Here is a 16,695-nt window from a genome sequence, read left to right as displayed (position 1 = left end):
TTGCCGTCAGCGCCGGTGTCGCCCTTGTCGCCCTTGGGGCCGCGCTCGCCGTCCTTGCCCGGTTTGCCGTCAGCGCCGTCTTTGCCGTCAGCGCCGGTGTCGCCCTTGTCGCCCTTGGGGCCGCGCTCGCCGTCCTTGCCCGGTTTGCCGTCAGCGCCGTCTTTGCCGTCAGCGCCGGTGTCGCCCTTGTCGCCCTTGGGGCCGCGCTCGCCGTCCTTGCCCGGTTTGCCGTCAGCGCCATCCTTGCCGTCAGCGCCATCCTTGCCGTCGGCACCCCTGACCTTGCCGAGGTTCTCGGTCTCACCGTTGTCGTAGGTGACGATGAGCTCGCCATCGTCATTAACTTCTGCCTTGACGATGTAGCGGGGCTCTTCCTCCGGCTGCGGCTCTTCCTCTTCAGCCTTTGGCTTCACGTTCACAACGACGTTCACCGTGTCGACGGAACCGTCCGGGTAGGTGACGGTGATCTCGCCTTCCTGGCCGTCGCCGAGAGTGTCAGTGTTCGCCGGCTTGGTCCATTCGAACTTCGTGTCCGCAGGCAGCTGGTCAGCGTCCTTCACAGTGGCCTTTGCATCCGGCAGCTCATCGCCCTGGGTGACAGTGACTTCCTCGCTCGCCTCTGGTGCGAACTTGTCGGCATCTTTCTCGTCGAGCTTGGTGCCGAAGCCAACCTTGACTGGGTCGTGGTCGGAAGAACGGAATGGGTTATCGGCTCCGTAGTATCGGGCATCCTTTGTCAGGTCCTCGAACACGTCCGCAATGTTGTAGTTGCGACGCGAGTATTCGAACGCAACCGATTCGTCGCCGTTGATGTTCCAGACGACGGAGTCCTCGACCAGCTCCATCGCTGCTGCGTTGGCAAGAACGTGGTCGAGGCTGCCCAGCTGGCCGTCAAACTGATATGACGCCTGGTCGTAGTCCTTCTCGGACTCGACGAGGTTGAAACCGCCGTTTACCAGTGCGGTGATCGCGTCTTCCTTGGTGTAGGCGTTGAAGTCTCCGACGAGGAATGTCGGAAGCTCAGCCCACTGGCTCTGCTGGTTGAGGTGCTTCAGCAGCGCTTCGGACTGGCGGGTGCGCACGTTCGGATTGTTGCCCTGGCCGTCGCCGGTGTCAGCGTCGCCCTGTGCGACAGAACCCTTGGACTTGAAGTGGTTGACCACAGCAACGAAGTTCTTGTCCTCGTCGTTGCCGACGGTGTCGAACTCTTGGGCCAGAGGCTGGCGTGCGGTCTTGGTGAATGCGGCGTCATCAAAAATGACGGATTCGCCGACCGGCTTCACCTTCGCGGGCTGGTAGATGAAGCCGACACGGATCACGTCTTCGTCGGTGCCCAGATTCTCTGGGGACTTCACAAGGTCCCACTTGCCCGGTTCCTTCGCGTTCAGCGCATCGACGAGGTTCTGCAGGGCGTCGTCACGCTTAGCGACGTCGCCGGTCACGCTGTAGGTGTTCTCGATCTCAGACAGGCCGAGAACGTCGGTGTCCAGCTTGTTGATGGCCGTAACAATCTTCGCCTGCTGGTCGTTGAATGCTTCCTGCGAGAACGCGCCGCGAACCTTGCAACCGTTAGCTGCAACCGGGTCACCAAACCTGTTCTTGTGGTAACCGCATTTGTTCTGGTCCTTACCAAGGGATGAGAAGTAGTTCAACACATTGAAAAAGCCGATGGAGTAGTCGCCGGCGACGTTTTCGACGTCGTCGTAAGCAGCCACGCGGGAATCTTCCCAAGTGATGGGCAGCTCCGCCGCCGCATTCTTGCCGGTGATCGGCTGCAACGGCTGGAAGCGCCACTGGTCGAAGGAGTAATCCACCACCACATCGGTCTGGAACTCCACCTGGTCGCCTGTGCGGATGGACTTCACGCCACCGTCGGAGGTGACGATGTACGGCAGCGGGGTTTCCTTGTCCGAGCGGAAGTAGTTGCGTGTCCGGCCGTCGTCGAGGTAAACGACCTCGGCATCCTGTTTTGCGTCGAGTTCCTGCGCTGCAGCTCCCGGGGCGACGACGTCGGTCGGTGTGCGGTGCGCACGCTCTCCCGGCGCAAGCCCCAAGTCGCCCGTGTTGTTGAGCGTGTAGTTGTTGGTCACGGTGTACGGGCCAGAGACACGCACGAGCATGCCCTCGTACGGTTCGCGAGCCTCGTCGCCGGAAGGGAGGGTCTCAATTTCAATGGCCTTGGGAGCTTCGAGTGCGTCGTCGAGCGTCGCAATTGTCGACGCCGTGATCTGCGTCTGGTTGTAGTATTCCGACACTTGGCCGGTGACGCGGAGCGAATCGCCGCGCATCGGGAAGTTCTGGTTGCCGCCCATGTAGACGAAAATGCCGTCGGAGGCATCGCCCGGGTTCTTTGCCCCGTCACCAGTGCCAGCGGTCTGAAGGAAGAAGCCGTTCTTGCCACCCTCGTCGTACACCGCCGTGACGACGCCTTCGGTGGTCACCGTCTGGCCCTCAAACGGGGAAGTGGCACCGGTGCCCTGGATATTGGCGATCGGGGTGATCTCACCGGGCTGAGGCTGCTCGGGCTGGGGGTTCTCGGTGTCGGGATCGGTGGGGGCTTCAGGCGTAGCGCCGGAGCCCTGCGGCGTTGGCACAGCGACGATGAAATCGTCCGCGTTGTTGTCGGTATCCACGCCGACGGTCTTACGCTGGATCGACGTGCCGTTCGCGGTCGCCTCAGCGGACGATCCTTCAGGGGCTACCGCGCCGCCCCAGCCGACGCGGTCTACCGGGTTGCCGTTGGCGTCGAGAAGCACTGCGATTGCGCCCTTGTTTCCAAAATTGAGGGTGCCATAGGCGGCGTCAGCGCCCTCGATTGCTGCGCCGTTGGTGCCCTCGGGGCCCGTGATCAGGAACGTGCTCTTGGCGGGAACTACGCCTTCCAAGGTGTAGGTGCTGCCGAGCCCGTCACCTGCAGAGCGTTGCTCGATTTTCCAGCCCGTGATGTCGATCGGCTGGTCGGTCGGGTTGTACAGCTCGACGAAGTCCTTGTTGTAGGCGGCGCCCTTATTGCCGCCACCGCCGTAGACCTCGTTGATGACGACGTTGGAGCCGTCCGTAGCTGCGTATGCGCTCGGGGCAACGGTGACGGTGCCGGCCGCCAGGGCGATGATGAAGGACGTGCTCAACACCTTGCGGTTGGAATTAAGCATGAGAAACCTCTTTGAAAGAACGAAAGGATTACTGAAGCTTCGATAAATTAACCCTGTTTGAGAGACTTCGCCTGCCGAGAAGGCGCAATTCGCCAAGAATTCACCGTTCGTTCACTTTTGGCCGGTCATCAAGGGTTTCGGGCCGTGTCGGGGCGTCCGATATACTGACGCGCGTACCGCAAAGGTCCATCAACCTCCCGAAACGTGAAGGATTCTCATGGCACGAGTCGTCGTCAATGTCATGCCCAAGGCCGAAATTCTTGACCCGCAGGGTCAGGCGGTGCTCCGCGCACTGGGCCGAATCGGAGTCGAGGGGGTGACCGACGTCCGCCAGGGCAAGCGCTTTGAAATTGAGGTGGATGATTCGGTCTCCGACGCCGAGCTGCAGCGCATGGCTGAAACGCTGCTGACTAACACCGTTATCGAGGACTTCGAGGTTGTGCGATGAGCGCAACTATCGGAGTCATTACTTTTCCGGGCACGCTTGACGACGTCGACGCGCTGCGCGCCGTCCGTCTCGCCGGTGCCGAGCCGCGCCAGCTGTGGCACGCGGACAATGACCTCACCGGCGTGGACGCGGTAGTCGTCCCGGGTGGCTTTTCCTACGGTGATTACCTGCGCTCCGGCGCGATCGCCGCGCAGGCGCCGATGATGGGCGCCGTCGTTGAGGCTGCGAAGAAGGGCATGCCAGTGCTCGGCATCTGCAACGGCTTCCAGATTCTCACCGAGACTGGCCTGCTGCCGGGCGCGCTGACCCGCAACCAGGGCCTGAACTTCCACTGCGTGGACACCTACCTCGAGGTGGAAAACACCGACACCGCGTGGACCAGCCAGCTGGGCGAGCGCATCTACGTGCCCGCCAAGCACGGCGAGGGCCGTTTCCAGGCTGCTCCGGAGACCATTGAGGCGCTGGAGAAGGAAGGCCGTGTGGTGTTCCGCTACACGGACAACTTCAACGGCTCCATCAACGGCATCGCTGGCGTGACCAACGAGACCGGCCGCGTGGTCGGCCTCATGCCGCACCCGGAGCACGCCATTGAGACGCTGACCGGCCCGTCCACGGACGGTCTTGGCCTGTTCACTTCCGCCATCGACGCGATTTCGAAGATCGGAGCGTAGACCCGAAATGACCGTGCAAAACGACACCGTCGACAACGCCTTCGACACCCCGGAGCTCGAGCAGCCGTACGCCGAGCTGGGGCTGAAGGACGACGAGTACGCCAAGATCAAGGCGATTTTGGGCCGCAGGCCTACCGACGCGGAGCTGACGCTGTACTCCGTGATGTGGTCCGAGCACTGCTCCTACAAGTCTTCCAAGACGCACCTGCGCTACTTCGGCCAGACCATGACCGAGGAGATGGCGTCGAAGATCCTCGCCGGCATCGGCGAGAACGCCGGCGTGGTGGACATCGGCGGCGGCGACGCGGTGACCTTCCGCGTGGAAAGCCACAACCACCCCTCCTTCGTCGAGCCGTACCAGGGCGCGGCGACCGGCGTCGGCGGCATCGTCCGCGACATCATGGCCATGGGCGCGCGCCCGATCGCAGTGATGGACCAGCTGCGCTTCGGCGCCATCGACGCCGACGACACCAAGCGCGTCCTGCCGGGCGTGGTCCACGGCATCGGCGGCTACGGCAACTGCCTGGGCCTGCCCAACATCGGAGGCGAGACCGTCTTCGACCCCGCATACGCCGGCAACCCGCTGGTCAACGCGCTGTGCGTGGGCACGCTGAAGGTGGAGGACCTCCACTTGGCGTTCGCCTCCGGCACCGGCAACAAGGTCATCCTTTTCGGCTCCCGCACCGGCCTCGACGGCATCGGCGGCGTGTCCGTGCTGGGCTCCGCCACCTTCGAGGAAGGCGAGGAACGCAAACTGCCGGCCGTGCAGGTGGGCGACCCGTTCGCGGAGAAGGTCCTCATCGAGTGCTGCCTCGAGCTCTACGCCGCCGGCGTGGTCGAGGGCATCCAGGACCTCGGTGGCGGCGGCCTGTCCTGCGCCACCTCCGAGCTCGCGGCGTCCGGCGACGGCGGCATGACCGTCAACCTGGACAACGTCCCGCTGCGCGCGGAGAACATGTCCGCCGCGGAAATCCTCGCCTCCGAGTCGCAGGAGCGCATGTGCGCGGTCGTTGCGCCGGAGGACGTGGAGAAGTTCATGGAGATCTGCGCCAAGTGGGACGTGCTCGCGTCCGTCATCGGCGAGGTCACCTCGGACGAGGACCGCCTGCAGGTGTTCCACAACGGCGAGCTCGTGGTGGACGCCCCGCCGTCAACTATCGACGAAGGCCCGGTCTACGAGCGGCCCTACGCGCGCCCGGATTGGCAGGATGGTGTGCAGGCCGAAAGCGACGTCGAGAAGCAAAGCGACATCAAGGACGCATGGCTGAAGATGGTCGCTTCCCCCGCGCTGTGCTCCCGCGACTTCATCACCGAGCAGTACGACCGCTACGTGCGCGGCAACACCGTGCAGGCCAAGTACGCCAACTCCGGCGTGCTGCGCATCAACGAGGAAACCAACCGCGGCGTGGCCGTCTCCGCTGACGCGTCGGGCCGCTACACCTACCTCGACCCGAACATGGGCGCGCGCCTGGCGCTCGCGGAAGCGTACCGCAACGTCGCCGTCACCGGCGCCACCCCGGTCGCAGTGACCAACTGTCTGAACTTCGGCTCCCCGGAGAACCCGGATGTGATGTGGCAGTTCCGCGAGGCAGTGCACGGGCTTGCCGACGGCTCCGCCGAACTCGCCATCCCAGTCTCCGGCGGCAATGTGTCCTTCTACAACCAGACCGGCGAGACGCCGATCCTGCCCACCCCCGTTGTCGGCGTGCTGGGCGTGATGGAGGACGTGGAGAAGGCCATCCCTCACGCGCTGCCGTCCGCAGACGAGCAGTACACCCTGATCCTGCTGGGCGAGACCAAGGACGAGTTCGGCGGCTCCGTGTGGCAGGACATCTCCGGCGCGGGCCTGGCCGGCCTGCCGCCGCAGGTGGACCTGGCCAACGAGGCGCGCCTGGCGGAGTTCTTCGCCGGCAACGCCTCGGGCATCGCAGCCGCCCACGACCTGTCCGAAGGCGGCCTGTCCCAGGCGGTGTTCGAGCTGCTGCTCGGCTCCGACAAAGGCGCGGAGCTGAACCTGGAGGGCGTGCACGAAGACGCGTTCACCGCGCTGTTCTCCGAGTCCGCCTCCCGCGTCCTGGTCGCGGTGACCAGCGACCGCGCAGAGGCGGCTGTGGACCGCGCGACCTCGGCGGGCATCCCGGTCGCCGTGCTGGGCGAGACCACTAACGACGGTGTGCTGCGCGTGGCCGGCCAGGAGATCCAGGTCGCGGAGCTCGCCGGCGCGTGGGCGGCGACGATGCCGTCGCACTTCGCGGCCGCAACGGCGCCGAACGCGGCGGTCTAGCGGGACCAACACAGCGTTTGGGGAATGTGGCAACTATTTGCCACATTCCCCAAACGCACATACGGGGGCGAAAAACTTAGGACGTGCGCTGCACCGGCGGCAGCGGCTTGACCAGCGGCACCGGCTCGTACTGCCCGCGCAGGTCCTTGAGCGTCTGGGTGTGCTCCCACAGGCGCTGGTCCTCCTCGGTGACCGGGGTGAACTTGCGGGCCGGCAGGGGGTTGCCGTCGATGTCGATGCCGATGTAGGTGAATGTGGCGTGGATGGCGTCTTTCAAGTTCTCGCGCCCGCCGCGGGGGTCGCCGGCGCGCAGGTGCACCGAGGTGTGGATGGAGCGCGAGTCGGTGCGGGTGATGCGCGCGTCCACCTCGATCAGATCGCCGATGTGCACGGGGTGGTAGAAGCGGATGCCGCCGGCGTAGACCGCCACGGTGCGCTCCCCGGACCACTCCATGGTGCAGGCCAAGCCGGCCTCGTCGATCCACTCCATGGCGGTGCCGCCGTGGACGTTGCCGCCCCAGTTCACGTCGGTGGGCTTAGCCATGAAGCGGTGCACGATGCGCGGCGCGGTGGAGTCGTCGGTGTAGGTTTGCGCCTCCATCTCCTCCTCAATCGCCTTGCGCAGACCGATGCGGGACTCGGCGGCTTCGGCGACGCGGCGTTCTTCGTCGTCGGTGGGCACGAAGGTGGGCACCGCCATGGACTTGCCGGTGTCCGGGTCCTTGGCCACAAACACGACCAGGCAGTCGCAGGCGCGGGTGAAGATACCTTCGCGCGGGTCGGCGGAGAGCACCTCGTTGACAATGTGCATGGATGACCGCCCGGTCATGGCGATGCGGGAGCGCACCTCCACGATGTGGCCGGATGGAATCGGCCGGGTGAAGTGGATGTGGCCCACGTAGGCGGTGACGCAGTAGGTGGCGGACCATTGCGCGGCGCAGGCGTACGCTGCCTTGTCGATCCACTCCAGCACGCGGCCGCCGGAGACACCTTGGGCGCCGTGGTGCAGCACGTCGGTAGGCGAGGCCATGAATCGCAGGGTCACGGACGGGGAGCGCTCGGCGGCGACGCGAGTATTTGGCATGGGGCCACCTTAATATGGTGTGTCATGGTGCAGAAACAAGACCCGGCGCTGACACGTGAGGCGATCCAGCAGGTGGCTGGGTGGTTGGAGGGTGGGGCAGCGGAGCCGTCGAGAAGCGAGCTTGCAAATGCTTGCCGACGCACCGCGCGCACCCTCGCCGAGGAACTCCCGGGGCATTCGGTGGAGCTGCGCGTGCCGCCGTTTGTGGCGGTGCAGTGCGTCGAGGGCCCGCGACACACGCGCGGCACCCCGCCGAACGTGGTGGAGATGAAGCCTGAGACCTGGCTGCGGCTGGCTACCGGGCTGGCCAGTTTCGCCGAGGAGCTTGAGCGGGGGACTATCGACGCCTCCGGATCCCGCGCCGCCGAGATTGCTGCCGGTCTTCCCGTGATTGCGCTGCGCTGAGTGGACTCGGATACAGTGAGGGGCGTGTTTACGGAGAGCCCTAAACCAAGTCAGGACTTCGATATCGACAGCGACGCCCCGCGCGACGAGTGCGGCGTGTTCGGCGTCTGGGCGCCGGGCGAGGACGTGGCCAAGCTGAGCTACTTCGGTCTGTTCGCACTGCAGCACCGCGGCCAGGAAGGCGCCGGCATCGCGGTGGGAGACGCGGACAAGCTGGTGGTGTTCAAGGACACCGGTCTAGTCAGCCAGGTCTTCGACGAACCCGCGCTGGAGGCGCTGCAGGGCGACGTGGCGATCGGGCATACCCGCTACTCCACGGCCGGGGGGAACTCGTGGGAGAACGTCCAGCCGATGTTCCGCACCTCGCCCAACGGCACGGACATCGCGCTAGCGCACAACGGTAACCTGGTCAACTACCTCGAGCTGCAGGACGAGGCGATTGCGAAGAAGCTGATTTCTCCTGCCGGGGTGAAGGGCCAGGGCTCGTCGTCGGATACTGCGGTGGTCTCCGCGCTGCTGGCCGATCTGGTCACCGAGGACAGGACGCTTCTCGACGCCGCACGGGAACTCCTGCCCCGCGTCAAAGGCGCCTTCTGCTTCATGGTCACCGACGGGCGCACCCTGTATGCCGCGCGCGACCCGCACGGTGTTCGCCCGCTGTCGCTGGGCCGCCTCGACGGCGGCTGGGTGGTCGCCTCCGAGACCTGCGCCCTAGACATCGTCGGCGCGTCGTTCGTGCGCGACATCGAGCCGGGCGAGATGGTCGCCATCGACGAGTCCGGCGTGCACTCCGAGCGCTTCGCCGAGACCCCGAAGGCGCACTGCGTGTTCGAGTACGTCTACGTGGCACGACCCGACTCCGTCATCGATGGCCAGACCGTTAACGCCTCACGCATCGAAATCGGCCGCCGGCTGTCCAAGGTGAGCCCGGTGGAGGCGGACCTGGTTATGCCCGTGCCGGAGTCCGGCACGCCAGCCGCCATCGGCTACGCCGAGGCGTCCGGCATCCCGTTCAAGCAGGGCATGATGAAAAACGCCTACGTGGGCCGCACGTTCATCCAGCCCTCCGACACCCTGCGCCAGCTGGGCCTGCGCCTGAAGCTCAACCCGGTGCGCGAGGTCATCGAGGGCAAGAAACTTGTGGTAGTGGACGATTCCATCGTGCGCGGCAACACGCAGCGCAAGCTGATCCGCATGCTGCGGGAGGCGGGAGCGGCGGAGGTGCACGTGCGCATTGCCTCGCCGCCGGTGAAGTGGCCGTGCTTCTACGGCATCGACTTCGCCAGTCCCGGCGAGCTGATCGCCAACCACGGCCGCACCGATTCGGACGAGGCGATCGCCGAGTCCATCCGTACGATGGTCGGGGCGGATTCGCTGGCATTCGTGCCCATCGACGACATGATCGCCGCCTCGAACCAGCCCAAGGAAAACCTCTGCGCGGCCTGTTTCACCGGTGATTACCCGCTGGGTCTGCCGGAGGGCAACCACAACGCCGACCTTGTCCGACGCATCCAGAAAGGTGCAGAAGCCTAAATGAGTACTGAACAGCAACCCGTGTCCTACGAAGCCGCAGGTGTGTCCATCGAGGCCGGCGACAAGGCCGTGGAGCTTTTCGCCCCGCACGCCAAGCGCGCCACCCGCCCGGAGGTCCGCGGCGGCCTGGGCGGCTTCGCCGGCCTGTTTGCGCTGGGCAAGTACAAGGAGCCGCTGCTGGCAGCGGGTTCCGACGGTGTGGGCACGAAACTCGCGGTGGCGCAGGCCATGGACAAGCACGACACCATCGGCATCGACCTGGTGGCCATGTGCGTGGACGACCTGGTCGTCTGCGGCGCTGAGCCGCTGTTTCTGCAGGACTACATCGCCATCGGCAAAGTCGTGCCCGAGAAGGTCGCCGAGATTGTCTCCGGCATCGCCGAGGGCTGCGTCCAGGCTGGCTGCGCCCTGCTCGGCGGCGAGACCGCTGAGCACCCGGGCGTGATGGAGCCGGACGAGTACGACGTCTCCGCCACCGCCGTCGGCGTCGTCGAGGCTGCCGAGTTGCTCGGCCCGGACAAGGTCCGCGAGGGCGACGCCATCATCGCCATGGCGTCGTCCGGCCTGCACTCCAACGGCTACTCCCTGGCCCGCCACGTGCTGCTGGAGCGCGCCGGGCTGCCCCTGGACGCGGAGATGGAAGAGCTCGGCCGCACCCTCGGGGAGGAGCTTTTGGAGCCGACCCGCATCTACGCCCTGGACTGCCTGGCGCTTGCCGCCGAGTGCGAGGTGCGCACCTTCTGCCACGTCACCGGCGGCGGGCTGGCCGGCAACATGGAGCGCATCATCCCCGAGGGCCTGGTGGCGGACATGCGCCGCACCACCTGGACCCCGGGCCCGATTTTCCGCACCATCAAGTCCGTCGGCCAGGTGCCGGACGAGGAGATGGAGAAGACGTTCAACATGGGCGTCGGCATGGTCGCCATCGTCAGCCCGGAGGACCGGGACCGCGCGCTGGCCATCCTGGCCGCGCGCCACATCGACGCGTGGGATCTCGGCGAAGTCCGCGCTGCGGGCGAGGGCGACACTGCCCGCGCGGTGCTGACCGGCTCGCACCCGCAGTACTAAGTAAAGGAAAAGCACCCCGGTAAGGGGTGCTTTTTCATTGAGGTGAGTGGACTAGCGGTCGTCGTCCTCGTCGTCCCAGTCCGCGTACTCCGCGTACTGGTCGTCCACCTCTGCCTCATCGTCGTCCCAGCTGCGTCGCGGGGCCTGTCCTGCAAGCTCTCGCTGCAGGGAATCCAGGTCCATTTCAGGAGTGTTGTACTTCAGCTGGCGAGCAACCTTGGTCTGCTTGGCTTTTGCGCGTCCGCGGCCCATGGCGTGACCCCCTTGAGGTGGTTCTTGGGCGGCCTTCGAAAGAGGCGGCCTCATACTTATTTACGATATTTTCCTGTAGGACACTATAGCCTGCACTCAGAAAAAATGCGCTTTGGGGGTCTGAACAGCTCTTATAGCTGGCTCTCAGGTCCGCGCCTTAGCCTATCGACGGCACGTCGTCCCGCATGCTCACCCTCATCTGCAGGCAGCGACGACTGGTCCACCGACGCCGCCGTGCCGCCGATGTCCAGCGGTGCCTGCAGCGCAGAACGCTTCACCAAAGCGAGCGCGACCGGGCCCTCGTCCGCGTCGTGCACCACGGTGCCAACCCGGCCCACCTTGCGCCCGCCGGCGGTGATCTCGGCGCCGATCTCCGGCTCGTTCGGGGCGGAGCCGTCCAGCTGAAGCTTGACGAGCAGGCGCGGGGAGCGGCCCAGGTTCTCCACGCGGGCGACGGTTTCCTGCCCGCGGTAGCATCCCTTCTCCAGGTGGACGGCGCGGATCTTTTCGCCCCGGTTAATCAGGTTCGGCGCCTCGTGCGGGATGGACTTTTCATCCAAGTCTGCTCGCGCTTCCGGCTCGCCGGCGGCGACGCGGTAGGCGGTAAACGCCATCAGTCCTGCGAGCGGGAACTGGTCGGCTACCTCGGTGATCCGGGACTTCGGCACCGCAATGTCAGTGCGGCCGATCCCGCCCCAGCCGTCCAGGCGGCGAGTGAACACCTGGCCGAAGTCCGGCTGCGCCACCGGGCCCAGGATGGTCAGCACGCCCAGGTCCGGCTCCTCAATGGTCACCTCGGACCAGAACACCATCTTGCGCAGGAAGTCCACGAAGGTCTCGCGCTGGTAGGAGGGCAGGTCGAAGTAGTAGACGCCGTCGGCCACTGCCACGTCCGCGTGGTGCAGGATGCGGCCTTGGGCATCCAGGTCCAGGGCGGAGGCGGCGAAGCCGTCGGCGACGTCATCCAGCTTCTGGGAGAGCAGGTTGTTGAGGAATGTCGGCGCGTCTGGGCCCGAGACGGCGATAACGGCGCGGTGGGAGCGGTCCACCAGCGTCGGTTCGGTGATGCGCTGCTCTGTAAGGGGGTTGCCGTAGTGCCAGGGGACCCCTTTGGCGTCGAGAAGCGAGTCCCCGGGCAGCTCCTGTGCGCCGGGACGTGTCAAAAGCTCCGATGCGTAACCCATGGGCGCCTATCATAGGGGCACTATGGTTTTTCCCCAGCTTACGCCCGCGCCCGTGATCTACCTGGTGGAGCCGTTCGGCGGCTCGGTGCGGCGCCAGAACCCGAATATGCCGCACGTGTTCTGGGACGACGCGGCCGTCACGCGCGGCGACGGCATCTTCGAGTCCATCCTGGTGCGTGGGGGCAAACCGCAGAATCTAGACAAGCACCTGCAACGCTTCGCGCGCTCCGCGAAGCTGCTCGGGCTGCCAGAGCCCGGCAGTGAACACTGGATCCGCGCGACCGAGGAGGCAGTGGCGGACTACTGCCGGGAGCGCGGAGACGCCCCGGACATCGAGGCGAAGGTTACCTGGACCATGACCCGCGGCCGCGAAACCACCGGCGTGCCCACCGCATGGATCACCGTACGGCCCCTGCCGGAAAACGTGCTGCGCCAACGCGAACGCGGCGTGAATGTGCTGACCACCCCGCGCGGCTACGCCATCGACCTGGATGTGCCGTGGATGCGCGACGGCGCGAAGACGCTGAATTACGCGCTGACCATGGCCGCGCTTCGCTGGGCGGGCGAGCAGGGCGCGGACGACATCATCTACGTCGACCCGGAGACCGGCCGGGTGCTTGAAGGCGCGACATCGAGCGTGCTCATGGTGAAAAAGGGCGGCCGCCTGCGCACCCCGGCCCCGGGCGCCGGCGTCATGGCCGGCACCACCCAGGCCGCCGTCTTCGAGCACGCGGAGAAGCTCGGCTGGAAGTGCAAAGCCAAGGACATCTACCTCAGCGAGCTGTTCAAGGCGGAGTCCGTCTGGCTGGTCAGCTCCACCCGCATCGCCGCGCGCGTGAAGCGCTTAGACGGCGAAAAGCTGCCCGCCCCCGACAACGCGTCGGAGATCAGGCAGCTCATCGAAGATGCGGTAGGTTAGCCCGCCACGCGCTTCAGCTCGGCGGACATGTAGGGCACCATCTCGCCGTCGACGGCGCGCTCGTCCACCCAGCCCAGGTTGTTGTTGGGCATCAGGCCGTAGAGGCGCTTGCCCGGACCGTGGGCCGCCGGGCCGGTTTCGGTGGCGATGGTGGAGGCGCTGGTGAGCTGCCACGCGCGCTCGTTGACCAGCCCGCCGTACATAATCTCCACCAGGCCGCGGGAGTTCGTCAGCGTCACCTCGATCTCGTCCTTGAGTGAGATGCGCCAGAACCCCACCTCGCGCTGGTCCGCGCCGGTGGCGTTGCCCTCGGAGTCAAGGCGCCAAATGCGGGACTCGAAGCGCAGGTAATTCTCGCCGTCGTGGGAAATCACGAGCTGCTGGCCAAAGGCGTACTCCTCGCCCTCCGGGTCGGACGGGTCGTTGGCCTGGCCGGAGCCGGTCCACACGCCGACGAGCGGCAGCAGGGCCAGCAGGCCGTCGTGAAGCGAGGGGCCGTAACGCAGGTTCGCGGTGTCCGCCGCAAGCGGCATGTCCTCAAACCCGAGCTCCGGGATGTTGCGGTGCGCGGTCTCCTTGGACTGCTCTGCCGCGAGGTTCACAGCGTCGTTGCCGTTGAGCTTGTTTTCTTCAGTCATGCTTCCCAAGCGTAGACGCTCCCGCCAACGGCTCCAGATCCGCAGGCTCCACCACGGTGTTCACGCGGTCGCGGGACAGCTCGAGCGAGCCACCGCGCAGCTGCACCAGGTCCGCGGGCCCGCCCAGGGGCAGCTCGCGGGTGTCTAAGTCGAGGGTGAAGCCGTCCAGCACGGTTTGCTCCTCGCCGGCCGCGACCTCGAGGAGTTGGCTGGGGCGCATGCGGAACGTGCCGTCGACAAGCCGCAGCGTCACTACCACGGTGGCGGGCTTAAGCGCGCCGGGCACGGTGCCGGTCAGCCGCGCCTCGCTGGCTACGCCGCCGGTGGGGGATATGTCGTAGGGGTTGGCCATATCCAAATCCGTGATCCCCAGCAGCTCGCCAAACCCCACGCCGTCCAGGCGGATGCGGCGGCGCACCAGGCGGGCGTCCGCGCCGACGATCTCGCCGCGCAGCGCATCCGCGGGAGTGTCCAGCTTCAGGTTGAACATCTCCACGCTCACCGTGCCCACCCCGGGGCCGGGGATGTCCGCGTCCGTGCGCTTGGCGGTGACGCGCGGGACCCGGCCTGAGATGCCGGACCACACAAAAGGCACGGCGCTGACCTCGACCTCCACGCCTTCGCGCGCGAGGCCGTGCTCCACGTGCGAGGCCAGTGCGGTGTCCGCGAGCCCGAGGGCTGCGACGAGTGCTACCGCAACCGCGACCGTTCTCTTCACCGCGCTCTCCTTCCCGCACGTAGCCTTGGGAGCCATGACTGCAGATATCCTAAGCGCCCAACTTCCCGGCGACCGCGTGCGCCCCTTGCTTGAAGCCGCCGAGGCTCATGACGGCATCGCCGCCTTCTCCGAAGCCTTTGTGCAGGGGCTTGACGACGATCGCGTCCGCCACATCCACTTCCTGTCCGAACACGACGGCGAGGTGGTCGCCTGCGCGGGGCTGGCGGAAGACGGCTCGGCGGAGTTGGTCGTGCACCCGGAACACCGCCGCGCCGGCATCGGCGAGGCGTTGGCGCGCAAGGTCCGCGCGGAGCACGCTGACGCCGGCCTGTGGGCGCACGGCAACCTTCCGGGGGCGCAGGCTCTGGCCGCGAAGCTTGGGCTGAAGGTGGCGCGAGAGCTGCTGGTGATGGGGATTTCCGCCGACGACATCGCTCACGGTGCGCCCGAGCTGCCGGCGGGGTTCGAAGCCCTGGACTACGTGGGGGCGGTGGAGCGTTGGGGACGGGACGCCGTCGAGAAGCAATGGCTCGAAGTCAACAACGACGCGTTTTCCTGGCACCCCGAGCAAGGCGGCTGGGACGTGGAGCGGCTGCACCGCGCGATGGAAGCCGAATGGTTCGACCCTGCGGGTGTGCAGCTGCTGTATGACGGCGACCAGTTGGCTGGGTTCCACTGGACCAAGCGCCACCCTGATGGGACGGGTGAGGTGTATGTGGTTGGGCTCGCTTCAAGGTACCGGGGGGAGGGAATGGGGGGACCATTGATGCAGGCGGGTTTGCAGCACCTTGTTGAAGGTGGATCACCGCAGGTCATCCTTTATGTTGAGGCGGATAATATCCCCGCTGTGAAGCGGTATGAGCAGCTCGGCTTCGAGGTTTGTGAAAGTCACGTTGTCTATCAGTAACCTGGCTACTACCTGCGGAAACCGAGTGATGGCCCGGAGTTCACCAGTTATTCACTTAACTGGCTACCGGCAATTAACCAGGGTTCCGTAGGTTTGCATCCGTGAGTAATCGGATAGCTGATCCGACACTCGAAACTGACCCGTTAGCACCGGAAAGGTATCCCGTGATCCGTAACTTCAAGCGCACCGCCGCAATCGCTGGCGTCGTTGCCCTCTCTTCCGCTTCTCTCGTCGCTTGCGGCGACTCCGAGGACAACGCAGCTACCGACGCTGCTGAGTCCGCCACCGAGGCCGTTTCCTCCGACGACAACGACAACAAGGACGGCGACGCGAAGTCCGGCGACTACGAGCTCTCCGGCCAGGAGGGCACCCTCGTTGCTGAGGGCGCTTCCTCCCAGCAGAACGCGATGGACTACTTCGCGTCCGTCTACGCATCCGAGGTTCCGGGTGCTCAGCTGGCCTACACCCCGTCCGGTTCCGGCGCTGGCCAGAAGAACTTCATCGCCAACCAGGCTGTCTTCGCTGGCTCCGACTCCCCGCTGAAGGACGACCAGATTGAGGCTGCTGCAGAGCGCTGCGGCGGCAACGAGGCTTGGCACCTGCCGTTCGTCATCGGCCCGGTTGCAATCGCCTACAACCTGGACGGCGTTGACGAGCTGAACCTGACCGTCGACAACATCGTCGAGATCTTCCAGGGCGTCATCACCACCTGGAACGACCCGAAGATCGCCGAGAACAACGAGGGCGTCGAGCTCCCGGATGCTCCGATCAACGTCTTCTACCGCTCCGACGAATCCGGCACCTCCGACAACTTCCAGAAGTTCCTGGCCGCCGCTTCCGACGGCAAGTGGGAGTCCACCGGCAAGGCATTCCCGAACTCCGTGGGCACCGGCGCCAACGGCTCCTCCGGTGTGGCACAGGAGGTCAACGCAACCGAGGGTGCAATCACCTACGTTGAGGCTGGCTTCGCTGACAAGAAGGCCAACATCGACTTCGGCAACGGCCCGGTCGAGCTGTCCGACGAGTCCGTGGAGAAGACCCTGGACAACCTCGAGTTCAAGACCGAGGGCCACGACATGGTCGTCGACGCTGACAAGCTGTTCACCACCGACGCTGCCGGCGCATACCCGCTGGTTCTGACCACCTACGAGATCGTCTGCTCCGCCGGCTACGACGAGGCAACCTCCAACATGGTCAAGGACTTCCTCAACATCGCACTGGACAGCCAGGATGAGGAGCTCGCTGATGAGGGCTTCATCCCGGTCAAGGGTGCACACGCTGAGCGCCTGCGCGAGGCCATCAACGCTATCCAGTAAGCACTGGTAACCGGCCACTGCGGTCTCTCAGGCCGCGGTAGGCAGATAGACCCCCTTAGATTCCGATCTCTGGGGGTCTCTCTATGCGGAGAAGTGGCGTGTTCGCCCCAGTTTCC

At 65.7% G+C, this 16,695-nt stretch carries 15 protein-coding genes; 9 read left to right on the top strand and 6 right to left on the bottom strand.

The genetic code is table 11. From position 1 onward, the window contains the following. A partial coding sequence (locus QP996_RS04230) for an ExeM/NucH family extracellular endonuclease (protein ID WP_284871399.1) occupies nucleotides 1-3,152 on the bottom strand: 3,152 nt, incomplete at its 3' end. A gap of 217 nt (nucleotides 3,153-3,369) precedes the next feature. Between QP996_RS04230 and purS the strand changes: the two genes are divergently transcribed. The 3 genes from purS to purL are packed head-to-tail and all read left to right on the top strand — an operon-like array spanning nucleotide 3,370 to nucleotide 6,555. Further along, the gene (gene purS / locus QP996_RS04225; RefSeq protein WP_074432067.1) at nucleotides 3,370-3,600 is read left to right on the top strand and encodes a phosphoribosylformylglycinamidine synthase subunit PurS; all 231 of its coding nucleotides are present in this window, start codon (nucleotides 3,370-3,372) and stop codon (nucleotides 3,598-3,600) included. Next, nucleotides 3,597-4,271 (top strand): phosphoribosylformylglycinamidine synthase subunit PurQ, encoded by a 675-nt coding sequence (gene purQ, locus QP996_RS04220; RefSeq protein ID WP_284871398.1) that lies wholly within the window; start codon nucleotides 3,597-3,599, stop codon nucleotides 4,269-4,271. The genes purS and purQ overlap by 4 nt, the downstream gene beginning before the upstream one ends. Before the next feature lie 7 nt (nucleotides 4,272-4,278). Then, entirely contained in the window at nucleotides 4,279-6,555 is a 2,277-nt protein-coding gene (gene purL, locus QP996_RS04215; protein ID WP_284871397.1) for a phosphoribosylformylglycinamidine synthase subunit PurL, read from the top strand. Nucleotides 6,556-6,631: 76 nt separating this feature from the next. On the opposite strand, the gene QP996_RS04210 is transcribed toward purL, so the two are convergent. Beyond that, entirely contained in the window at nucleotides 6,632-7,639 is a 1,008-nt protein-coding gene (locus QP996_RS04210; RefSeq protein WP_284871396.1) for an acyl-CoA thioesterase, read from the bottom strand. A gap of 24 nt (nucleotides 7,640-7,663) precedes the next feature. Here QP996_RS04210 and QP996_RS04205 point away from each other — a divergent pair, with 24 nt between their 5' ends. Genes QP996_RS04205 through purM form a run of 3 tightly spaced genes read left to right on the top strand, consistent with a single transcriptional unit; the run spans nucleotide 7,664 to nucleotide 10,645 of the window. Then, nucleotides 7,664-8,044 (top strand): sterol carrier family protein, encoded by a 381-nt coding sequence (locus tag QP996_RS04205; protein WP_239307570.1) that lies wholly within the window; start codon nucleotides 7,664-7,666, stop codon nucleotides 8,042-8,044. A gap of 24 nt (nucleotides 8,045-8,068) precedes the next feature. After that, nucleotides 8,069-9,577: an amidophosphoribosyltransferase gene (gene purF / locus QP996_RS04200; protein ID WP_284871395.1), complete on the top strand. Its 1,509-nt coding sequence runs from the start codon at nucleotides 8,069-8,071 to the stop codon at nucleotides 9,575-9,577. Continuing rightward, nucleotides 9,578-10,645: a phosphoribosylformylglycinamidine cyclo-ligase gene (gene purM / locus QP996_RS04195; protein WP_284871394.1), complete on the top strand. Its 1,068-nt coding sequence runs from the start codon at nucleotides 9,578-9,580 to the stop codon at nucleotides 10,643-10,645. A 51-nt stretch (nucleotides 10,646-10,696) separates the two neighbouring features. Here the strand turns inward: purM and QP996_RS04190 are convergent, their stop codons facing one another. Then, nucleotides 10,697-10,897 (bottom strand): DUF3073 domain-containing protein, encoded by a 201-nt coding sequence (locus tag QP996_RS04190; protein WP_181889030.1) that lies wholly within the window; start codon nucleotides 10,895-10,897, stop codon nucleotides 10,697-10,699. Nucleotides 10,898-11,028: 131 nt separating this feature from the next. Then, nucleotides 11,029-12,081, bottom strand: coding sequence for a CAF17-like 4Fe-4S cluster assembly/insertion protein YgfZ (gene ygfZ / locus QP996_RS04185; protein ID WP_284871393.1), 1,053 nt, complete (start codon nucleotides 12,079-12,081; stop codon nucleotides 11,029-11,031). 22 nt (nucleotides 12,082-12,103) lie between these two features. Here ygfZ and QP996_RS04180 point away from each other — a divergent pair, with 22 nt between their 5' ends. Beyond that, a complete protein-coding gene (locus QP996_RS04180; RefSeq protein WP_284871392.1) occupies nucleotides 12,104-13,000 on the top strand; it encodes an aminodeoxychorismate lyase in 897 nt (298 codons plus the stop codon). On the opposite strand, the gene QP996_RS04175 is transcribed toward QP996_RS04180, so the two are convergent. Then, a complete protein-coding gene (locus tag QP996_RS04175; protein WP_284871391.1) occupies nucleotides 12,997-13,638 on the bottom strand; it encodes a heme-binding beta-barrel domain-containing protein in 642 nt (213 codons plus the stop codon). The two genes, QP996_RS04180 and QP996_RS04175, sit on opposite strands and share 4 nt — an antisense overlap. Further along, the gene (locus tag QP996_RS04170) at nucleotides 13,631-14,356 is read right to left on the bottom strand and encodes an LmeA family phospholipid-binding protein (protein ID WP_284871390.1); all 726 of its coding nucleotides are present in this window, start codon (nucleotides 14,354-14,356) and stop codon (nucleotides 13,631-13,633) included. Before QP996_RS04170 ends, QP996_RS04175 begins: the two co-directional genes overlap by 8 nt. Before the next feature lie 34 nt (nucleotides 14,357-14,390). Here QP996_RS04170 and mshD point away from each other — a divergent pair, with 34 nt between their 5' ends. Both mshD and pstS read left to right on the top strand, forming a co-directional pair. After that, on the top strand, nucleotides 14,391-15,263 hold the full coding sequence (gene mshD / locus QP996_RS04165; protein ID WP_284871389.1) for a mycothiol synthase: 873 nt from the start codon (nucleotides 14,391-14,393) through the stop codon (nucleotides 15,261-15,263). A 164-nt stretch (nucleotides 15,264-15,427) separates the two neighbouring features. Then, entirely contained in the window at nucleotides 15,428-16,579 is a 1,152-nt protein-coding gene (gene pstS / locus QP996_RS04160) for a phosphate ABC transporter substrate-binding protein PstS (RefSeq protein WP_284871388.1), read from the top strand. Nucleotides 16,580-16,695 lie beyond the last annotated feature (116 nt).

The organism is Corynebacterium sp. MSK008 (assembly GCF_030232585.1).
Classification (GTDB): domain Bacteria; phylum Actinomycetota; class Actinomycetes; order Mycobacteriales; family Mycobacteriaceae; genus Corynebacterium.
The sequence above is the reverse complement of the archived record's forward strand: the minus strand, read 5'-3'. Positions and strand labels throughout refer to the sequence as shown.